The organism is Salinivirga sp. (assembly GCF_035268865.1).
Lineage (GTDB): Bacteria > Bacteroidota > Bacteroidia > Bacteroidales > Salinivirgaceae > Salinivirga.
In genome coordinates, this window is record NZ_DATFKB010000225.1 from 14,693 (window position 1) to 33,361 (window position 18,669).

The window sequence follows — 18,669 nt, forward strand, 5'->3', positions numbered from 1 at the left end:
AATTGGGACCTGTAAAACTGATCTGCTCAAGTTAAGATAGTGCCTTTTTGATGGTGCTTTTCAGTCTTTCGCCGTCTATGGGCTTTGTCAGGTATGTTTCAAGGTCTTTGAGCTTACTGTATCTGCTTTGCATGGTCGATTCAGATTCTACTATAAAAATGATGGGTATGTCAGGTGCTATTTCTTTAGCTTTTTTTATTAACTCAGAGATATCTGTTTTCTTATTTTGTATGTCAATCATCATCAAGCTTATTTTTTCCCGCTTTAGTAGTTTTTGCGATTCAAATATATTATTCGTTGGGATGAGATTTATTTCGGTGTCTTCCAGTAATTTGCTGATTAGTTCAAACTCATTTTCGGGGCCAAGGATCAGAATTTTATGGTTGGCAAGGTCCATCATTGATCCTTCGTAACCGGTACCTCGCTCGTAAATCGGGAAAACAAGTGTTATTTGATTTTTCTCTGTGTCAGAGGTTTCTAAATATAGGTTTGAATCAGCTTTTTTCATAAGCTGATCAATTTCGGCGAATGAAAATCCGGTTAGGGTTTGCCCTTTTTGCACATCAGTTTCTACGAGGTTTAATGCGGGACCGTTTTCATGTATAAAAAATTCGATTTTCTCATCGGATCGTTGCCGGTAGCCAAACAATAGGTGGTTGCCTTTGGCATTGTCTGCTACAAGGTGTAATAAGCGTACCAGGATGGCTTTTATCAGAAAAGCGTCAAGGGGTAGGGCCAGTTTTTGCATGGAGTGGTCTTCTCTTACATCAAGTCTGATATGTTCTTTGCTTAGCGCGAGGTAATCGCTGAAAAGCGTAAACAGGTTTTTCATCAAATCTCCGGGAGAGATCATCCTGTTTTTGTTTTCTGAAAAGTCAATGGTTGCAGCCTGGTCAAATGCGTTTTTAAGAAAAAACGAAACCCACAATAAAGATTGCAGTCCCTGGTAGGAGTCATGCTTATCAGGTGCATTGTACTCGTTAAGCACCTGGTTGTTGATGTGTTTCAGCATGGCATGATGAAATGCAATAATACCTGCCAGGGCCTTGTTGATATATTCTGAATTAAACTGAGAATTTTGTACAGACATAACCGGCTGGTTATGCTGGGTCGCTGGCGTTTTTGTGTGTGTTGCCAGTGGTTTGATGAATACAAATTGAGCCTGTAATCCGTCAATCATAACCAATTCAGAAATCATTGTTACTGAATGGGCTATGCCCATAGCATCCTGCAGGTCGCAATAAATTTCGTTGCGGGTATGTATCTCATCGAGTTGGCGTACAATACGGTTTACCTCAAAGGGGTTGATTATGGCACCTATGGGTTGCCCGTTTAGTTCGTGAGACTGGTACCCCAATAAATCAACAAAATGGTGGTTTGCAGCCAGTATTTTGTTGTCCTGATAAATCATTGTGGGGTCTGAAATACTGTCTACGATCTTCTCAACGTTTGATCGTGATAGTGTTAAATTGTGTGTTTTGGTATTGCCATTTTGTAAATTAGCATTTTGCAGGTCTTTGTGCAAAAGGGCTATGGAGTTGTATATTTCGCCCTCAATAGAGTAATCGCTGTAACGCGGGTGGAATGGCAATCGTAAAAAATCTCCTGTGTGGATGTACGCAAGAATTTTTCTGATGTTTTTGTTTGTTTGTTTTTCTTTATTCTTTTGTCTTTTAAGCTCAGCAAGGGTTTTGAGATACTGTGATTTCAGTGTTTTATAATCTTCTGCAGGTTCTTCTTGCAGTACCTCGGTTTCTTTATTTTTCGTTTTTTCGAATTTTATGTTTTCAATTTTCTTAAATGCTTTATCAAGGTTGCTTGCTGTGTGCCAATGGCTGTATTTTACAGGTTGGTGCGATTTCCTTATTTGCAGTAAAAAACGTATAAACCGGTTCCCGAGTACAATAACGGTTTCTGCAATTTTTTGTTGGTGCTCTTCCATATGGCGGAGCAATTTTCGGCCATCTGGAGTAATGCTTTGTACATTTCTAAGATCGAAAACAATTGAAAATGGATTTTTGACAAAGTCAATTCCTAATGTATTCCCAATGTCGAACACTCTTTGTTGCAGAGTCTGAATGTCCAAAGCATTCATTCTGCCATGAATACTGAAATGCAAAATACCTGAATCGTAACACCTTACTATGGCACTGAGCTTTTGGGTCTCGTTTCGATACTGCCATGCCGGTAGTTCTAAGAACTTGTACTTTACGCCATTAATTTTTGTTTTTTGTTGATCGTGGCTCCAGCATTCGATGAATTTACCGGTGCTGAACGGATCCTGAGCTGATTTCTTTTTAATGTTTCTTGCAAACTCTACTGCATCGGCATAGTGTTCGAAAGTTGCGTGTAGCTCCTTATGCTGTTTTAACCTGTAATATTTTACATAAAGCTTTTTAAATAAACTACCCGGAATCAAAAATATGAGGTCTGTATTGATGCGTTTTAGGTTTTTGCGTATCAGGTCGAGAGAGGATATGTTATAAAGGTCTGCTACGTCGAGTATTAGTATTGTTTTGAAGTTCAGGATTTTGCTCTGTACCTGGATCACATAATTATTAATGAATTGTAGCTGTTTTTCCAGTATGTCTGGTGTGAGTACACCAGCCGACCTCAGTAGTAAAACACCTTCAATGGGGGTTATGAATGTATAACCAGACTGTGTGTCAGCGTAAATTACATCCCATTCAGTAGGATCGATACCAAGCTTTTGAAATGTGAGGGCATGTTTCTCCATCAGTTTTGTTTAGAAAAATGCAATTCATCGAAATGCAAATCCGGATTAGGCAAATTTATAGTAAAACCTTTAATTTCTCCTAATCCATTAACTTCAAAATCGATGTTGCCTTTGTGCAAAGAGGGTACATTGGGCCAGTACAGGTCGAAAGAGAGCATGTCTGTTTTTACCAGGTATCCTTTAAATATGCGCGATTCCTTAAATTTCAGGAATAAAGAATCATTCTCATAGGAAATTGTTGCTGGACCAACGAGGGAGTCGTAGTATTTTCCGCAATAAAAGCCAGTGTCAAAGTCTTGTGTCGATGTGTAAGTGACAGCTTTGTTGACTTCGGGTTCTTTAATTTTTTCAAGTAATGCATGCGTTCTGGTCGGGTAATGATGAAGAGAATCATTACCAAGCAAGCGGTCAAGAAAATCGTACATTAATACGGTGGGCAGGGCAGTTGTTTTATTAGCCAGAAAAATGGCCCCGGTGCCCTTGTCTGGAACAATAACCATTTGACTTACCATGCCGTCGAGCCCTCCACTGTGATAAAGTGCTTTGTGTCCGTTGTAATCCATTAACGACCAGCCCATGCCATAGCTTTTAAAGTTTACTGGTGTTTGCAGTTGCTTGTCGAGCCATGATAGATTTAGCGGTGTTTGCTGTTGCCACAATTTTTTTAAATATTTACTGTTTATGAGCACTTCGTTTTTATAGGTGCCCGAATTCAAAAGCATTTGTATGTAACGACTCATCTCTTCCACATTGGAGAAGACACCACCTGCAGGTTGCATGTTATCCCATGATAAATAGGGTTGTTTAATGGTTTTATCTTTATAGTTTATGTGTGGTTGGGCCAGATTTCTATGCATCATTGCTGCATTGTAGTCCGGGGTTGTAAATCTCATATTTAAAGGTGTAAGCATAATGCTGTCTAGAATTTCAGCATAGGTGTTGTGATATACCTGCTCTAATATTTTGCCGGTTATTAGATACATGATGTTGGAGTAACCAAAATCTGTTCTGAAACCATGTTCTGGTTCAAGGTGCTGTAACCTATTTATTATGGTAGTATCTGCTACTGAACTGCCATACCAAATAAGGTCGCCACTGAAGTTGCCAAGGCCGGTGCGGTGCGATAATGCGTCTTGTATTGTAATTTTTTTTGTGACGTAAGGATCGTAGAGCTTAAAACCGGGCAATATGGATTTTATGCAGGTGTCGAATTTTAATTTTTCTTCAGCTACTGCTTTTGCAACAAGGCCTGCTGTAAAAGTTTTGCTGAGGGAGGCAATTCCAAATAGTGTTGTTTTGTCTACTTTATGCTGGTTATCAATGTTCAGGTACCCATATCCGTTTTGCAGAATTATGCTGTCTTTTTTTACTATTGCAACAGCCAGCCCCGGAACATCGTAGGTGTCAAGCAGCTTTTGATAATATTTGTTCAGTTGTTGGCCGGATAATGCCTGCCCCTGTGCAAACACGGAATAGGGGAGTACCAGTATGGTTAGAATTGCCAGCCGTATGATTGTTTTCATGTTATTGGTTTTTACCGCTTTGCGTTAAGGCAATGTATGCTTATTCTATCTTGATTATGGTCATTTCTGTTCTTCTGTTTTGTGCTCTTCCGTCTTTTGTGTTGTTATTCGCAATGGGTTTACTCATTCCGTAACCTTTATGTGTTAACCTTTCAGCATTTATACCCTGTTCAACAAGATATTCATATACAGCGTTTGCTCTTTGGGCAGACAATTTTTGATTGTATGCGGAACTACCCTGATTATCAGTGTGTCCTGAGATTTCAACATACAGATTATCATTTTGTTCAAGGAACTTTTTAATACGTTGAAGCTCAGCTTTTGACCCGGAGCTTAATTTAAATGAATCGAACTCGAAAAATACGTTGTTTAAAACTACACTTTGCCCTGTTTTTATTGGCTGGAGCAGGATATCCAATTTTTTAATGTTGTTTTTATTTCCCGATTTCAGATCGAAGTGACCAGAATAGAACATATATCCTTTTTTCTCTACCATCATACCATACCGCTTGTTGCCCGGCAGGCTGATTAATGCACTTCCGTTTTTGCCTTCTGCCCTTATCTCTGTTATGGTTTCGGTAGTTTCAATGTCAAAGAGGTTAACCATTGCGTTCAGTGGTTCATATGATTCCTGATCTTTTACAAACACTTTCACGTAAGAAACGTACTGTGGTTTAATTTTTTCGGGGACCCTGAAACGGAATATACTGCGCCTGTCCTGGTTGTCATCGGAGGCAAAGTATGCATATTCGGCCGGCGCATCAATAAAAAGGCCTATTTCGTCGGTGTGTTTATTAATCGGGTATCCGAGGTTTTGCGGTTTTTCCCATTGGTTGTCGCCGGTTTTTCGTGTCATGAATATATCCTGACCGCCTAGTCCCAGGTGATAGTCTGATGAGAAATATAATGTTTGGTTATCGGCATGAATAAAAGGTGCAAATTCGTCTCCGGGTGTGTTTATTGAGTCACCCAGGTTTATGGGCTCGCTCCATTTTGGGAATCCATCATCGCGGTCACCTTGTTTTTTACACATGTAAATATCAGCTTTGCCAAAACCGCCTTTACGGTTACTACTGAAATAAAGTGTTTTGCCGTCGGAGGTTATTACTGGTCTTGAATCCCAGACGTTTGAATTTACTTTACTGCCCAGATTGACCGGCTGCTGCCATTTACCATCTTTTTTTAAAGACATATACAGGTCGCAACTGCCATATCCATCGCTGCGCCTGCAGCCTGTAAAAAGCAGGTAGCGGCCGTCAGGGGAAATGAACGAGGCGCCCTCGTTGCTGAGTGAGAGTACTTCGTCGCTTATGGCGTAGGGCTTCCCAAATGTGTCGTTGCGCATGTGACTTACGTAAATATCTTCCTGAAATGAGGTCCGGTAAAGTGGTAATTTGGCCGTAAAGTAAAACATGCTGTTGTCTACTGTCATCGATGGCCAATACACATCCCCAAGCCTGTTGATAAGGTTGCTTACAGGTGCAGGGTCGATCTTAACAGGATTCTGTTTGGCATTTATGGCAAATTCTATTTGTTTAATTGTGTGTTTGCCATTGCGCTTGTCTTTGGGCTCCAGTTCTGGTACATTGAGAAATTGTTGGGCGTGTTTAAGTGCCATTTCGTAATCGCCCGAGCGAAAATGGGCTTTGGCACTATTGAGTAAGGTGAACTTAAAAAACAGTTCGTTTATTGCTATTGCGCCTCTGTAAGCACGAGCTTCGTCTTTGGGCTTGTTAAGTACATTGTAAACCTGTGCTTTTAGCAGCCATGCTTCAATAAACTGGTCATCCCGGTTTAGCGCTTCATCAAGATATTCAATGGCTTTATCGAACTGTGTATACCTGAATGCGCCTGTAGCCGCTTTAAACATTTTAATGGCACGTTTTGAGTCAGTGGTGTATTTTTGGGCTGATAGCGGGCTTGTAAAAATGTAGATAATTAATAAAAGTATTGTGAGTCGCTGCATTTTTTTCTTGTATAACGTATTTTATAACAAATTTATGCTTTTACTCACAGTAAACCATACTTTTCCTTGATAATCTGCCTGAAACAAAAAACCGGGATACTGCTGTAACCCGGTTTTAAATTGTTTAATGTATGTTTTTTACGGGTAAATAATACCTGTGTAATTATTTACCATGGCTTTGGGTAATGCAGCGTCGAAATGCAGATTGATGGTTTCTATTATTTCGTTGGCTACAATGGCGTTGCCGTTTCCTGTAAGGTGTATTCCATCAAGTGAAAACAAGCCGCCGGTCACGAAATCTATTGAGTAACTTTTACCTCCAATGCGACGTCCGTTTTGAGCAATATCTGCAAGCATTCCGTTTACATCAGTCACCGCCCAGCCATATGTGTCGGCAATGTCGGCAATAGAATTGTTGTAAGCTGCAATGGCACTATTTATATCCTCCAGTTCGGTGCTTGTCAGTACATATTCATCCGGAATTGGAGTCGCCGATCCCATACCATAACAAGTTACCGAATCGAGCGGAATTTCTAAAGCAATGAGCTCACCTGGATCAATTTGTCTGATATTTCCAACCGGATCGTAGGTCGGATCCTTATCCTCAATAATAAAGGAGTTTGGGCCGATATTAAATGACATTGGATCCAGATCATTGGCTTCTGCCAACTGGTTGTAGCCTTCGTAGCTCTCCATTAAAGCGTGTGCCTGGTCAGCATCAAGTACAAGCCCGTAGTAGGGCACAGTTGTAAAATAGGCCGTGGAGGTTACATCGGGTATGTTGCAAAGTACGCCATTAGCCCCATCTGTTGACAATGATTGTACAACCGTTTCCAGGTTGGCACTGAATGTAACCGGGTCGGTTATAGGTGTACCGGTACCTCCTGAAGTGGCATAACCCAGTACATCGTTATTTCCGATCCATACTACGCTGAACGTGGGGTTTTGGGCTGTTGCTTCCTGCAAAATAGTGTTCATAGGGTCGGATGTAAACCTGGCGAAATATGGGTTGCCGGCCGATGACCCGTATCCCGGTGTGATAAGGTCTGCAACTTTTGCTCCGGGTACTCCCAAGTTTTGAAATGGGCCTTCTGAAGCCACGCTGGCCATAGCGGGAGAAATGTCAGGTTCATCGCTGTATGGCACGGGACCAAGATCGGTTACCCCTTCGCAGTTGGTGCTGTATCCCAAAGTTAGCCTGTTGCCAAATCCGGTTTCACCAGGCATCAATGGTTGTTTAAATTGGTTAATAAATCCGGCCTGGTTCATGCTTTGTGCGATAATGGCAGGAAACGATTCTTCCTGGGCCGATTTGTACAATTCACCGCTGCTGAACCCAGCTGTTAAGCTGTTGCCGATGAAAACTGTAGTGGAGAAATCTGCAGCACCCTGTTTGGCGTCGAACTCTTCGGGTTCGATTGTACAGCTGCTGAGTACTAAAACAATAACTAGTAATGGATATATTTTTTTCAACATGATCACGAAATTTTTTATTAGCATTGAGGTTTTAGAAGCTATAGGTAAATCCTACGCCCGGAATTACGGCATTGGTATAAAATGTACCTTCGAAATTGTCGGGTTCGTAACCAGACTCGCGTTTCATGCCATGAATATAGAGTAGTGAAACATCAACCTCAAAGTTTTCGAAGGGTCTGATTGATGCTCCGCCGGTAATACCAATTTTATCTGTGCCGGGTGTTTCGGGCGTAAAATAATTATCATCAATTGGTGTGGCATCAAAGTATGCTCCGGCTCTGAATGTAACTTCTTCTTTCCACTTGTATGCTGCACCAATGCGATAGATAAAACTATTTGTGTATTCCCTCGGATTGTAAGAATCCTGGAAATTCTCAGTGTTTTCTTCAAAATCGAAGTTCAAAGAGTCATAAACGTCCCATTGTACGTAATTAATGTCAGCAGTGATCATGAATTTGTCACTGGGCTGATAAGCCAGTCCAAAATTGTAATTGGCAGGGAAGGGGAGCGTAGCTTCAAAGCCGGTTTCTTCAGGGAACATACTGCTGAGTGCGTCAGGTACATCGAGTGCTGCTGTTCCATCGGTTACTTTGGCTTTCATCTGACTACGATAGCTTATGCCTGCAGTTAATTCATCAGATATTTTAAACATCAGGCCTGCATTAACTCCAAATGTAGTCTTGCTGCCTTCAAGTGTGACGAGTCCATCACCATCGGTTCCGGTTACAGGAATGTTTTTACTTAACTCCACGCTGTTGAATGCAACCAACAGGCCTGCTCCAACGCTCAGCCAGTCGGTAATTTTATAGCTGAAGGTAGGCTGCAGCGTAATGGCCTGTAGGGCAATATCTCTGTTAAGATACCGGCCGGCCCAGCCATCTTCCCATTTTAGCCGGTTGCCGTATGGCGTATTTACGCCTAACCCGACCGCCATTTTATCATTTATTCTCATCGCACCGTAAAAATAAAACGGTGTGCCAATGGGGTTCTCTGTCTCGGCTTCGTAATAAGAATTTGGTGCCTGATACAGATTATTTGAAAAAATCAATGAAACACCTGCGTTAAAAGCCATTTTTTTCTCGTAAAAACCAAGTCCGCCAGGGTTGAAATGAATTATAGATGGTCCGGCAATAAATCCTGTGCCGGTATGCCCCATGGCTGTGTTTTTTTGTCCTTGCAGATTTACCTGGTAACCTTCGCCCATGAGTTGCAGCGAAGCCATAATCAGGAAAAGTAAAATTGTAGTTCTCATAAGATAGTGTTTGATAAAAACAGATTGATAAAATTCACATATATGTAATTTTCGATGTAGCAAATTTAATAATTAATTAATATTTCATGGGTGAGAAGTGTTATTTTTTAACAATTGTATAGATAAACAGCGCTTCTTATGCCATTAAACAGCAGTTGCTTGGTTTGTTGAATACCTTTAGCAGGAGTGTTTTTGTATTTTGCATTTGCATGAAATTTTTTATCAGAATCGGGTTTTTTCTTCGTGATGTTTTTTGGGTGAATTGTGCTGAAAATTGAAGTATATGGACAATATAAGGGCAACTAAATACACGATGAGAGTTGTTTTGTCAACTGTTGCCGGATTCATGTACAGGCCTGTAAGTCTTTGGTAGAGGTATAAAATATAGGAAGAGGGCAGGTTGGTGTGTCCCAGCTTCTCCAGCACCTGAAAGTGCCAGTCTGTAAGCGGGCAGTAACCCATGCCATAAAATAAGCCCAGCAGCGACCACGAGGCCCCGGTGAGTAGTAAAAGCGCCAGGTTCCATCGCCTGGTTTTTTTCCATAGCCAACCGCCAATATTAAATAGTATGAGGCAGGTGTGAAGTATTACAAAAAAGATATCAGCTGCGTGCCAAAACCAGGAGTTCATAGTTCATTGCCTTTTAGCAAAGTTATGTATTTTCTGGAATTGATGCTGGCTTTGTGAGTCGTTAAATGTAACCCATTGTTTTGTAATAAAGCCAACCGAGCCACTCATGCAGCAATATGTTCCATTTTTCCAGCGCGGCTATAGAGGGGACAAAGATTGAATGAAAATCGGTTTTTATATCAGATACATAATAATCGACAGGGTGCGGTGTGAAATTTATACCCTGATTGCGGAAACATGCAGCGGCTCTTGGCATATGGTATGCTGAGGTAATCAGTAGGTTTTGGGCAGCGGTGTTTTGACTAATTTCCGGTAATTGCGCAGTAAAAAGGGCATTTTCATAGGTGTTTCTGGCCTTATTTTCACTAACGATACAGCTGTCTGGTACGCCTATGCTGTTTAGAAATTCTGTCAGCAGTTTGGCTTCTGGAGATTGCTGATAATAAATGGAGGCATTTCCTCCGGTTACAATAATTTTACAGACTTTTTTAGCATGGAACAACTTTGCTGCTTCCAGAATGCGGTCGCTGCTCTCTCCAAAGTTAAGCTGATTGTGTGCAGGGTCTTCAGACACCATACCGCTCAATACAATTGCATAGTCATAGCGGGTTGTATCAGAAACAGCGGGTGTTGTATGTGCTTTTTCCCAGTAATGAAAAATGGTGTTTGCAAGCAAAGGGTTTGTCATAACTACACTTAGTACAATTGTAATTATCAACCATGCTTTTGTAGCATTGGCGCGCCTAATCCACAACACAAAAGTCACGATCATACTCAGGATGATCCACACTAGGGGTGATGTTGCAAACCCTGCAATTTTGCTGATCAGAAAACTCATTTAATGGGTGATGTAAACAACTTTTTTTGTTTCAAAAAATGGCAGATCAAAATAATCAGCGATATCGAATACGTCTACATGTACAAAATCCAATTCGTTTAGCTCTTCTTTAAAATCACCACCTTTCAGGTAAATAATGCCATTGGGCAGTGCATTCATCTGCTCTTTTTTGAGTTTTTTCATGGTGAGTTTGGTGAATTTGGGTAAAGGCATCACGGCACGCGAAACAATAAAATCGAAACGGTCTTTGACCTTTTCTGCCCTGGCCTGTATGGCCTTTACGTTTTTTAGTTCCAGTGCTTCGGCCACGGCGTTGGCTACTTTTATCTTTTTCCCTATGGAGTCGACCAGTGTAAAATGGCAATCGGGTTGCATAATGGCCAGGGGAATGCCCGGGAAGCCTCCGCCGGTACCCACATCCATTATTTTCGATCCGGGATTAAACCGCAGGAACTTATAAATGGCCAGTGAGTGTAATACGTGATGTATGTAAAGGTGATCGATATCTTTGCGGGAGATGACATTTATTTTGGCATTCCATTCTGTATAGAGCGCATAGAGTTTTTCGAAACGGGCTTTTTGGGCATTGTCGAGTTTTGGGAAAAATCGCAGGATTTCGTCCATTCATCAAAGGTTTTTGTGTTTATTTTTCAGTATGTTGTACAGGAGTTCCCGTGCCCTAAAAAGTTGTGCTTTTACAGTTCCAAGTGGAATTTCGAGCTCCTGCGAAATTTCTTCGTACGAGTATTCTTTGAAATAGCGCAGTTCTACAAGTTTTTTATAACGGGGTTTAAGTTCCCTTACAACCTTACGCAATGCTTTGGATTTTTCATCGGTCATCATAAGCTCATCGGGCATGGGATTCTTCGACTCAAGTTGCACATGTGCTGAGTATTCATCATTGCTGCCAGTTTGCGAAACATCTTCAGAGTTTGCATGGAAAGCATATTCCCTTCCTTTGTTTTTTCGCAGAAAATCGATGCAGTTGTTGCTGGCGATTTTAAAAAGCCATGTACTGAATGCATAGCTCGGGCTGTAGCGGTCAATGTTCCTGAAGGCCTTTCCAAAAGCTTCAATTGTTAAATCTTCGGCATCTACTGCATTATTTACCATTTTTAACAATAGGTAATATATTGAGTCGCGATAGCGCTTCATGAGCTCAGCAAAAGCCAGTTCGTCACCTTTTTGTGCTCTGCGCACCAGTAACAAATCCTCCTTTGCTTTTGGTGAAAAGTCTTCGTTTATGTTCATCGCGACTGATTTCTTTTGATAAAATTTCTTGCCAAAATAACTATTGGCAAAATACTAATAAAAAATTCGAAAAAAGGTACCATTAGTAAAAAACCTTTTTCCCGGTATTTGTTCATGAGAATCTTCCAAATGATTATTTGCAAAACTATAAAAACACCTGTAGTAACATATACATATGGCTCAAAACCTGCTGTAAAAATATTAATTAAAACCAGTAGGGGCAGTGTTAGCACACGCAATAGCCCTTCAAAGCCAAGGTATATTTTCTGAAAAAAACGGTACCGGGCTCCGGTGGTTAAATGTCGTTTTTTTTGCAGATAAAAAAGTTTGAAGCTTTTCTCTGCAATTGAACGTGTAAAATGATTTGGGTTTAAGTTGACGATGGTGTTTGATTTGCGGGCCATTTGATTTACCAGCAAATCATCGTCGCCGGATTTGATGTGGTAATGGCTAGAAAAGCCTCCGGCTTCTTCGTAAATAGATTTATGATAGGCCAGGTTACGCCCCACACCCATGTATGGAGCCCCCATTCGTGCAAGGCCCATAAAGTTACGTGCAATAAGCATGGTATCGAATCGTATGAGGCTATTAATTAAACCCTTTTCGCGCTCATATCCTCCGTAACCTAGTACAATTTTTTTCTGTTGCAGCTTGTCGGCCATACCCACAAGCCATTGGTCTGTCTCCGGCCAGCAGTCAGCGTCGGTGAGCAAAAGATTTTTGTACTTGCTGGCTTTTATGCCAATGGTAAGGGCAAACTTTTTACCATGGTCAAACTTGGGATCCTTGGGTATTTCGGTGTACCTGAAGTTTTCATAGCGGCTCGCCAGGTCTCTTACTACACGTACAGTATTGTCTGTTGAAGCATCATTTACTACCACCACTTCAAAACTGTCGTATTCCTGTTCGCAAATGAGCGGAATAAACCGCTTAAGATTTTCGGCTTCGTTGCGGGCACAAATTACAACCGATACCGATGCAGAAGCCTTGGGGTTTTTAATATAACTTTTTCTTCCTGGTAGCGCAATTAAGAGAATAAGATCGTTGAGAAGTTTAGCCAATAGAATTGAAGCGGCTGCCACTATGAATATAAAGGGGAGGTTATATTGGTCTATGTGGAAAATTTGTTCCAAAACTTATATCGCAATTTACCGCAATTTTAAGAACAATAGCTTTAGAAAACAATAATTTTTAAGGCAATAATTTAAATAACATGGTTTTTTGCTCTTAATCAGGCATAAAGACTTTTATTTTATATAAGTGTAATTCAATAAGTTTCGCACAAAAAACTGATCTATTGCGTTATTTTTGCTCAATTTAGCTCGCTAATAATCTCAAAAATGCATTATATATCAGCTTTTTATACTGATCTGGTTTTTATAATTTACATCGAACTCACGTTATTAAAGGAATTATCGGCGAACATGTATGTGGGTTAATAAAAAGCTGTTTTATGTATATTGTTGTAAAGCAAATTATTATAAAATGGAGAGCTTTGGATTTTTATTAATATTCCTGAATTTTTGTTTTGCTGCTTTGAGTTTTGAAAAGTCTGCGAAAAATATCTGTTCATGCGTGTGACTCTGTTTCCTGTGTTACAATCCTTAAATTATGATCACAGCCGTATTTATAACTAATAAAAATCTTTTCTATCCTTGTTTATTTACTTATTTTTGCAGTTTCTAGAGTAAATGCCCATGCTAAGCTTTAATTTATTATCTACAGATGTTCGCGGCAAAGCCCGCGCCGGTGTAATACGCACCGAAAGGGGAGAGATTGAGACTCCCATTTTTATGCCGGTTGGTACTGTTGGTACCGTGAAAGGTGTGTTGGGCCCAGTGCTCACAGATGATATTAAAGCTCAAATCATACTTGGCAACACCTATCATCTCTTTTTAAGACCCGGTAACGATGTTATACAAAAGGCCGGTGGTCTGCATCAATTCATGAACTGGAAACGTCCCATATTGACTGATAGTGGAGGTTTTCAGGTGTTTTCGCTTGCCGATAACCGTAAATTGAGCGATGAAGGTGTAACTTTTCGTTCCCACATCGATGGTGGTAAGCACTTTTTTTCACCGGAGAATGTTGTCGATACACAGCGTATAATCGGTTCCGACATAATGATGGCGCTTGATGAGTGTCCCCCGGGTGATGCCGATTATCAATACGCACATAAATCACTGCAACTTACGCAAAACTGGCTTAAGCGCGGACATGCGCATTTTGAAAAGACCAAACCGTTATATGGCAAACATCAGGCGTGGTTTCCTATTGTACAGGGAGCAGGCTACCCCGATTTGCGACGCAGTGCAGCGCAGTTTGTGACAGATCTGGGGGCCGAGGGTAATGCCATTGGCGGGCTATCCGTTGGAGAACCAACCGATTTGATGTACGAAATGATTGAGGTTACCAACGAGGTATTGCCTGAAGATAAACCACGCTATTTGATGGGTGTTGGCACGCCTGCAAATATTCTGGAGGCCATTGACCGCGGAGTAGATATGTTCGACTGCGTAATGCCCACGCGGAACGGGCGCAATGGTATGCTTTTTACTTCAGAAGGAATTATCAACATTAAAAATAAAAAGTGGGAGAATGATTATTCTCCGGTAGATCCAAACGGAACTTCATGGGTCGACCGTTACTATTCAAAAGCTTATTTGAGGCACTTGTTTGTATCGCGCGAGTTACTTGGTCCGCAAATTGCAAGTGTTCATAACCTGGCCTTTTATTTATGGTTGGTGAAAACTGCGCGTGAAGAAATCATTGCCGGAAATTTTGCCAGTTGGAAAAGTAAAATGGTACAAAATGTGGCACAACGTATTTAAGACATGCTAACAAGGCTCGATCGATATATCATTAAAAAATTCCTGGGCACCTTTTTTTATGCCATCGGGCTTATTATTCTCATTGTCATTGTTTTCGACCTGTCAGAAAAGGTCGATAATTTCATTGAGAGCAATGCGCCGTGGGATGAAATCATATTCAGTTATTATCTGAACTTTATCCCGTATTTTGTGAACATGTTCAGCTCGCTGTTTACCTTTATTGCCGTTATATTTTTTACTTCGAAAATGGCCGGACACAGCGAAATTATCGCCATACTTTCAAGTGGTGTTACCTATGCCCGATTTGCCCGTCCTTATTTAATAAGTGCCCTTATTTTAGCGATTTTGTCCTTTGTTTTGTTAAACTGGATTATTCCTCCGGCCAATCAGAAAAGGCTTGAGTTTGAAGAGAAATATGTCGATTCCCGCTATGTAAACAAAAACCGTAATATCCACCGGCAAATTGCCCCGGGGAAAATAATCTATTTTTCTTCATACAATACCCGGCACGATATAGGCCATAAGTTTTCCATGGAACGCTACGAAAATGGCGACCTGAAAGAGAAACTTATGAGTGATTATATTAAGTGGGACACAGCTGATAACAAATGGAAAATAGTTAATTATCGCATACGTAAAATCGATTCAATGGGAGAGACCATTGTGCGAGGTACCAGCCTCGATACAGCGTTGAATATGAAACCCGAAGATTTCAGGCAACGCACCAAAATTGTACAGGCCATGAATATTCATGAACTGAATGATTTTATTGCTAAACAAAAGATGCGGGGTTCAGGCGATATTGTAGCCTATGAGATAGAACGTCACAAGCGCTTTGCATTCCCATTTTCGACCTTCATTCTGGCCATTATCGGAATGGCACTGTCGTCGCGTAAAACGCGCGGAGGCATAGGCCTCAATATTGGTTTGGGTATAGCGCTTACTTTTACTTATATTATGTTTCAGCAGGTGACGACAGTATTTGCAGTAAATGCAAGCCTTAATCCGGCATTGGCCGTTTGGGTACCCAATATCGTTTATGCACTAATTGCATTGCTGCTTTTTAAACGAGCTGCAAAATAAAGCTCAGCCCACAATTTATAAGTGTATTTCTTTTTTTAGTCTTTTGATATTTTAAAGGATTGTTTTGTGGAATTTTTGTAACTTTGGTTGTACCAACTAAAACCCATTTTTTAAATCTTTTATAAATTCTGGTGAAACCAACTGAAAAACAAAACGATAATTTAATTCGGAAAATTAATGAATTGGAGTCGAAAGCGACTTTTTTTCATCAGTTTGCAGAGGAGTCTTTTGATATTGAATTTTTTCGTGATCTTTCGGGAAAGGTTGTTTATGCAAACAAGGCCTTTGAGCGTATCACTGGATATCCAGCTTCAGAATTTGTTTCTGGCAGCATATCAGAAAAAGAATTTGTGCATGAGGAAGATTATATCCTGGTTCAGGGTATTATAGCAGAATCACTTCAGGGCCAGGTGGTGAAAGATCGTAGTTTCCGAATTTATACAATTGACGGAGATTTGCGGTACATGCATCTGAATGCCAATCCGGTTTTAAAAGATAATAAACTGGTTGGCGTTAGAACCAGCATCAGAGACATAACCGATCAATCTGAAATAATGGAATTGCAGAAGGCAAAAGAATTGATCAGGACCAGCGAGAAGCGCTTGAAAGAGACGCAACGTCTGGCAAAAATAGGACATTGGGAATATAACCTAATGAATGATGCTTTGTGTTGGTCATCGGAAGTGTATAGTATTTTTGAAAAACAAAGATCGGAATTTAAGGTCACCTATGAAAGCTTTTTATCATTGGTACACCCCGAAGATAGAATGCATGTAGATAATGCTTTTAAAGGGCACTTTAAACTGCGCGAACCATACAATATTGTGCATCGTATTATTTTACCTAATGAGCACATGAAATACATTAATGAAAGATGTATTACAGCATATGACCAGGAGGGGAAACCACTCTATTCAAGGGGAACTGTTTGGGATATTACTGAAAACATTAATGTGCAAAACCAACTACTGGAAGCGAAAGAAAAAGCCGAGGAGAGTCAGGCGTTTATGCTTAATATTTTTGAACATATTCCAAATATGGTTTTTCTTAAAGATGCCAATGAGTTGAGATTTGTTCAGATCAATAAAGCAGGTGAAGAAATAACAGGATATAGTCGTGAAGAGATAATAGGAAAAAATGATTATGATTTGTTTCCCAGGCAACAGGCTGACTTTTTTACCCAAAAAGATCGCGCTGTATTTAAAGCACATGGCACTTTGATTGTGGAAGAGGAGAAACTTAAAACGAAAAGTGCCAAAATAAAGATTCTATATACAAAGAAAATCGCTATTAAAGATTCCCAGGGTAGAAACCGGTATTTGCTTGGTATATCAGAAGATATTACCGAGAAGAAACGTATTGCCAGGGCTTTAGCAGAGGCTAAAGAATTTGTAAAAGAGAGTGAACATAGGCTTAGTACCTATATCAATTCTATTCCGGATATTATTTGCTATAAAGATGGTAAAGGTCGTTGGCTGTTGGCCAATGAAGCAGATCTGAAACTTTTCCGCCTCGAAGGGGTCGACTATTTTGGGAAAACTGACCTGGAGCTTTCAGAATACACACATCCAATTTATAAAGAGGCCTTCGTGGCTTGTGTGGATTCTGACGAACAAGCATGGGCAAAAAGAAAATTGTCTACCGGTATAGAAATTATTCCTATGCCCGATGGTAAAACAAAGGTTTATGAGGTCAATAAAGTGCCTGTTTTTCATGCCAATGGCAGACGAAAAGGATTGGCTGTAATTGGACGCGATATAACCGCCTTGCATGAAAGTAATAAAAACCTGAAGATTGCCAAAGAGAGAGCCGAGGAAAGCGACCGTCTCAAAACGGCATTCTTGCAAAATCTTTCACATGAAATCAGAACGCCAATGAATGCAATTATCGGATTCTCAAATATGTTGAGTTTACCCGATATAACAAGACATAAGCAATCGAAATTTATTGAGCTTATTCAGGACAGCAGTTCGCATTTATTGCAAATAGTAAGCGATGTACTTACAATGGCTGCACTGGAAACACATCAGGAGAAACTGCTCCTTAAACCAGTGGTTTTAAATACCATTATGGATAACCTGTACGCAACCATGAAAGTGCAGGCCAAAGAGAAAAATCTTGATTTTAAATTGAAAAAAGGGCTCACTGATAAGCAATCTTTAATATTAATCGATCAGTCGAAGCTTAAACAGGTGCTGTTTAATTTGCTTATGAATGCAATAAAATTTACCAATGAGGGCTATGTGGAGACAGGGTACATGCTTAAAAATGGTATGCTTGAGTTTTATGTGCGCGATACAGGTATTGGTATTCCTCGTCAATACCAGGAAAAGATTTTTAAACGCTTTAGCCAGGCCGATAAATTTATTCAGGAGGTCTATGGCGGAACTGGTCTGGGCCTCTCTATTTCCAAAGGACTGGTAGAGCTTATGAGTGGTGAAATTTGGGTGGAATCTGAAATGGGTAAAGGTTCTGTGTTTTATTTCACCATTCCCTTTCAACGAGCCAACTAAGTAAGCCGGTTTTTATTCTGTATCTGTATTTTTTAGTTGATGCTATCTACTCACTATCAGTTAATTATTTCCGGGTGTTAAAAATTAACACAATTTAAAGTGCTAATAATGTAAACCTTGCTATATTTGAAAGGTGAACTGAAGCACGCCTCCTGATATTCTTCAGGGGTGCAGTATCTTAAGCCTTCAGATTAGAAATATTTAAAATATTGATCATGAGAAACACAACTAAAATTTTACTGCTTGTGGCCATTGTGCTGACTACAGGAATTGCCGGTGCCCAGAACCTGGACCTGAACAAAGTCCCGAAACTTGAATATCTGAAAACAGCAAAAAAAATGGCCTCTGACTTTTTTGACCGCCTGAAAGATAAAAAGCACGAAACCAATGCCGATTTCATTATTGATCATTTGGGCAGTGCATGGGATGAGTCAAAGCGAATATCGGAACGTAACGATTACCTCAATAAATTTCAGCTCATCAGCATTAAACCACCGCAGGGTGTGTATGGCGACCTCGATGGGTACGACCTTATTGAACAGGGCTTTTTAACAGGCAGCGACAGGTAT

14 protein-coding genes are annotated in these 18,669 nt (G+C 40.4%); 4 read left to right on the plus strand and 10 right to left on the minus strand.

The features are described from left to right. Nucleotides 1–31: 31 nt before the first annotated feature. From VJ937_RS13460 to VJ937_RS13505, 10 genes are all read right to left on the minus strand, one after another. Entirely contained in the window at nt 32–2,737 is a 2,706-nt protein-coding gene (locus tag VJ937_RS13460; protein WP_324067894.1) for a PAS domain-containing protein, read from the minus strand. Continuing rightward, nucleotides 2,737–4,260 (minus strand): serine hydrolase, encoded by a 1,524-nt coding sequence (locus VJ937_RS13465; RefSeq protein WP_324067896.1) that lies wholly within the window; start codon nt 4,258–4,260, stop codon nt 2,737–2,739. Before VJ937_RS13465 ends, VJ937_RS13460 begins: the two co-directional genes overlap by 1 nt. Before the next feature lie 40 nt (nt 4,261–4,300). After that, nucleotides 4,301–6,226, minus strand: coding sequence for an OmpA family protein (locus VJ937_RS13470; RefSeq protein ID WP_324067898.1), 1,926 nt, complete (start codon nt 6,224–6,226; stop codon nt 4,301–4,303). 138 nt (nt 6,227–6,364) lie between these two features. Beyond that, nucleotides 6,365–7,702: an SGNH/GDSL hydrolase family protein gene (locus tag VJ937_RS13475; RefSeq protein WP_324067900.1), complete on the minus strand. Its 1,338-nt coding sequence runs from the start codon at nt 7,700–7,702 to the stop codon at nt 6,365–6,367. A gap of 31 nt (nt 7,703–7,733) precedes the next feature. Next, nucleotides 7,734–8,954 (minus strand): OmpP1/FadL family transporter, encoded by a 1,221-nt coding sequence (locus VJ937_RS13480; RefSeq protein WP_324067903.1) that lies wholly within the window; start codon nt 8,952–8,954, stop codon nt 7,734–7,736. Between the two features lie 222 nt (nt 8,955–9,176). Then, nucleotides 9,177–9,584: a DUF2784 domain-containing protein gene (locus VJ937_RS13485; protein WP_324067905.1), complete on the minus strand. Its 408-nt coding sequence runs from the start codon at nt 9,582–9,584 to the stop codon at nt 9,177–9,179. A gap of 61 nt (nt 9,585–9,645) precedes the next feature. Beyond that, nucleotides 9,646–10,422, minus strand: a complete 777-nt coding sequence (locus VJ937_RS13490) for a YdcF family protein (RefSeq protein ID WP_324067908.1) — start codon at nt 10,420–10,422, stop codon at nt 9,646–9,648. After that, complete coding sequence (rsmG, locus tag VJ937_RS13495) at nt 10,423–11,046, minus strand: 16S rRNA (guanine(527)-N(7))-methyltransferase RsmG (protein WP_324067910.1); 624 nt, start codon at nt 11,044–11,046, stop codon at nt 10,423–10,425. Nucleotides 11,047–11,049: 3 nt separating this feature from the next. Next, nucleotides 11,050–11,673, minus strand: coding sequence for a sigma-70 family RNA polymerase sigma factor (locus VJ937_RS13500; protein ID WP_324067912.1), 624 nt, complete (start codon nt 11,671–11,673; stop codon nt 11,050–11,052). Further along, nucleotides 11,670–12,806 (minus strand): glycosyltransferase, encoded by a 1,137-nt coding sequence (locus VJ937_RS13505; protein ID WP_324067914.1) that lies wholly within the window; start codon nt 12,804–12,806, stop codon nt 11,670–11,672. The genes VJ937_RS13500 and VJ937_RS13505 overlap by 4 nt, the downstream gene beginning before the upstream one ends. A gap of 564 nt (nt 12,807–13,370) precedes the next feature. On the opposite strand from VJ937_RS13505, the gene tgt reads away from it, so the two are divergent. From tgt to VJ937_RS13525, 4 genes are all read left to right on the plus strand, one after another. After that, on the plus strand, nt 13,371–14,504 hold the full coding sequence (gene tgt / locus VJ937_RS13510) for a tRNA guanosine(34) transglycosylase Tgt (protein ID WP_324067916.1): 1,134 nt from the start codon (nt 13,371–13,373) through the stop codon (nt 14,502–14,504). A 3-nt stretch (nt 14,505–14,507) separates the two neighbouring features. Then, entirely contained in the window at nt 14,508–15,587 is a 1,080-nt protein-coding gene (locus VJ937_RS13515) for an LptF/LptG family permease (protein ID WP_324067918.1), read from the plus strand. Between the two features lie 131 nt (nt 15,588–15,718). Further along, nucleotides 15,719–18,100, plus strand: a complete 2,382-nt coding sequence (locus tag VJ937_RS13520) for a PAS domain S-box protein (RefSeq protein WP_324067919.1) — start codon at nt 15,719–15,721, stop codon at nt 18,098–18,100. Between the two features lie 215 nt (nt 18,101–18,315). Next, on the plus strand, nt 18,316–18,669 hold a 354-nt coding region (locus tag VJ937_RS13525; protein ID WP_324067921.1), incomplete at its 3' end, for a hypothetical protein.

Excerpts from the sequence above, each read along its gene's own strand:
- VJ937_RS13490 (WP_324067908.1), bottom strand. The coding sequence starts at position 10,422 with ATGAGTTTTCTGATCAGCAAAATTGCAGGGTTTGCAACATCACCCCTA.
- tgt (WP_324067916.1), top strand. The coding sequence starts at position 13,371 with ATGCTAAGCTTTAATTTATTATCTACAGATGTTCGCGGCAAAGCCCGC.
- VJ937_RS13480 (WP_324067903.1), bottom strand. The coding sequence starts at position 8,954 with ATGAGAACTACAATTTTACTTTTCCTGATTATGGCTTCGCTGCAACTC.
- rsmG (WP_324067910.1), bottom strand. The coding sequence starts at position 11,046 with ATGGACGAAATCCTGCGATTTTTCCCAAAACTCGACAATGCCCAAAAA.
- VJ937_RS13485 (WP_324067905.1), bottom strand. The coding sequence starts at position 9,584 with ATGAACTCCTGGTTTTGGCACGCAGCTGATATCTTTTTTGTAATACTT.
- VJ937_RS13460 (WP_324067894.1), bottom strand. The coding sequence starts at position 2,737 with ATGGAGAAACATGCCCTCACATTTCAAAAGCTTGGTATCGATCCTACT.
- VJ937_RS13515 (WP_324067918.1), top strand. The coding sequence starts at position 14,508 with ATGCTAACAAGGCTCGATCGATATATCATTAAAAAATTCCTGGGCACC.
- VJ937_RS13465 (WP_324067896.1), bottom strand. The coding sequence starts at position 4,260 with ATGAAAACAATCATACGGCTGGCAATTCTAACCATACTGGTACTCCCC.
- VJ937_RS13475 (WP_324067900.1), bottom strand. The coding sequence starts at position 7,702 with ATGTTGAAAAAAATATATCCATTACTAGTTATTGTTTTAGTACTCAGC.
- VJ937_RS13470 (WP_324067898.1), bottom strand. The coding sequence starts at position 6,226 with ATGCAGCGACTCACAATACTTTTATTAATTATCTACATTTTTACAAGC.
- VJ937_RS13500 (WP_324067912.1), bottom strand. The coding sequence starts at position 11,673 with ATGAACATAAACGAAGACTTTTCACCAAAAGCAAAGGAGGATTTGTTA.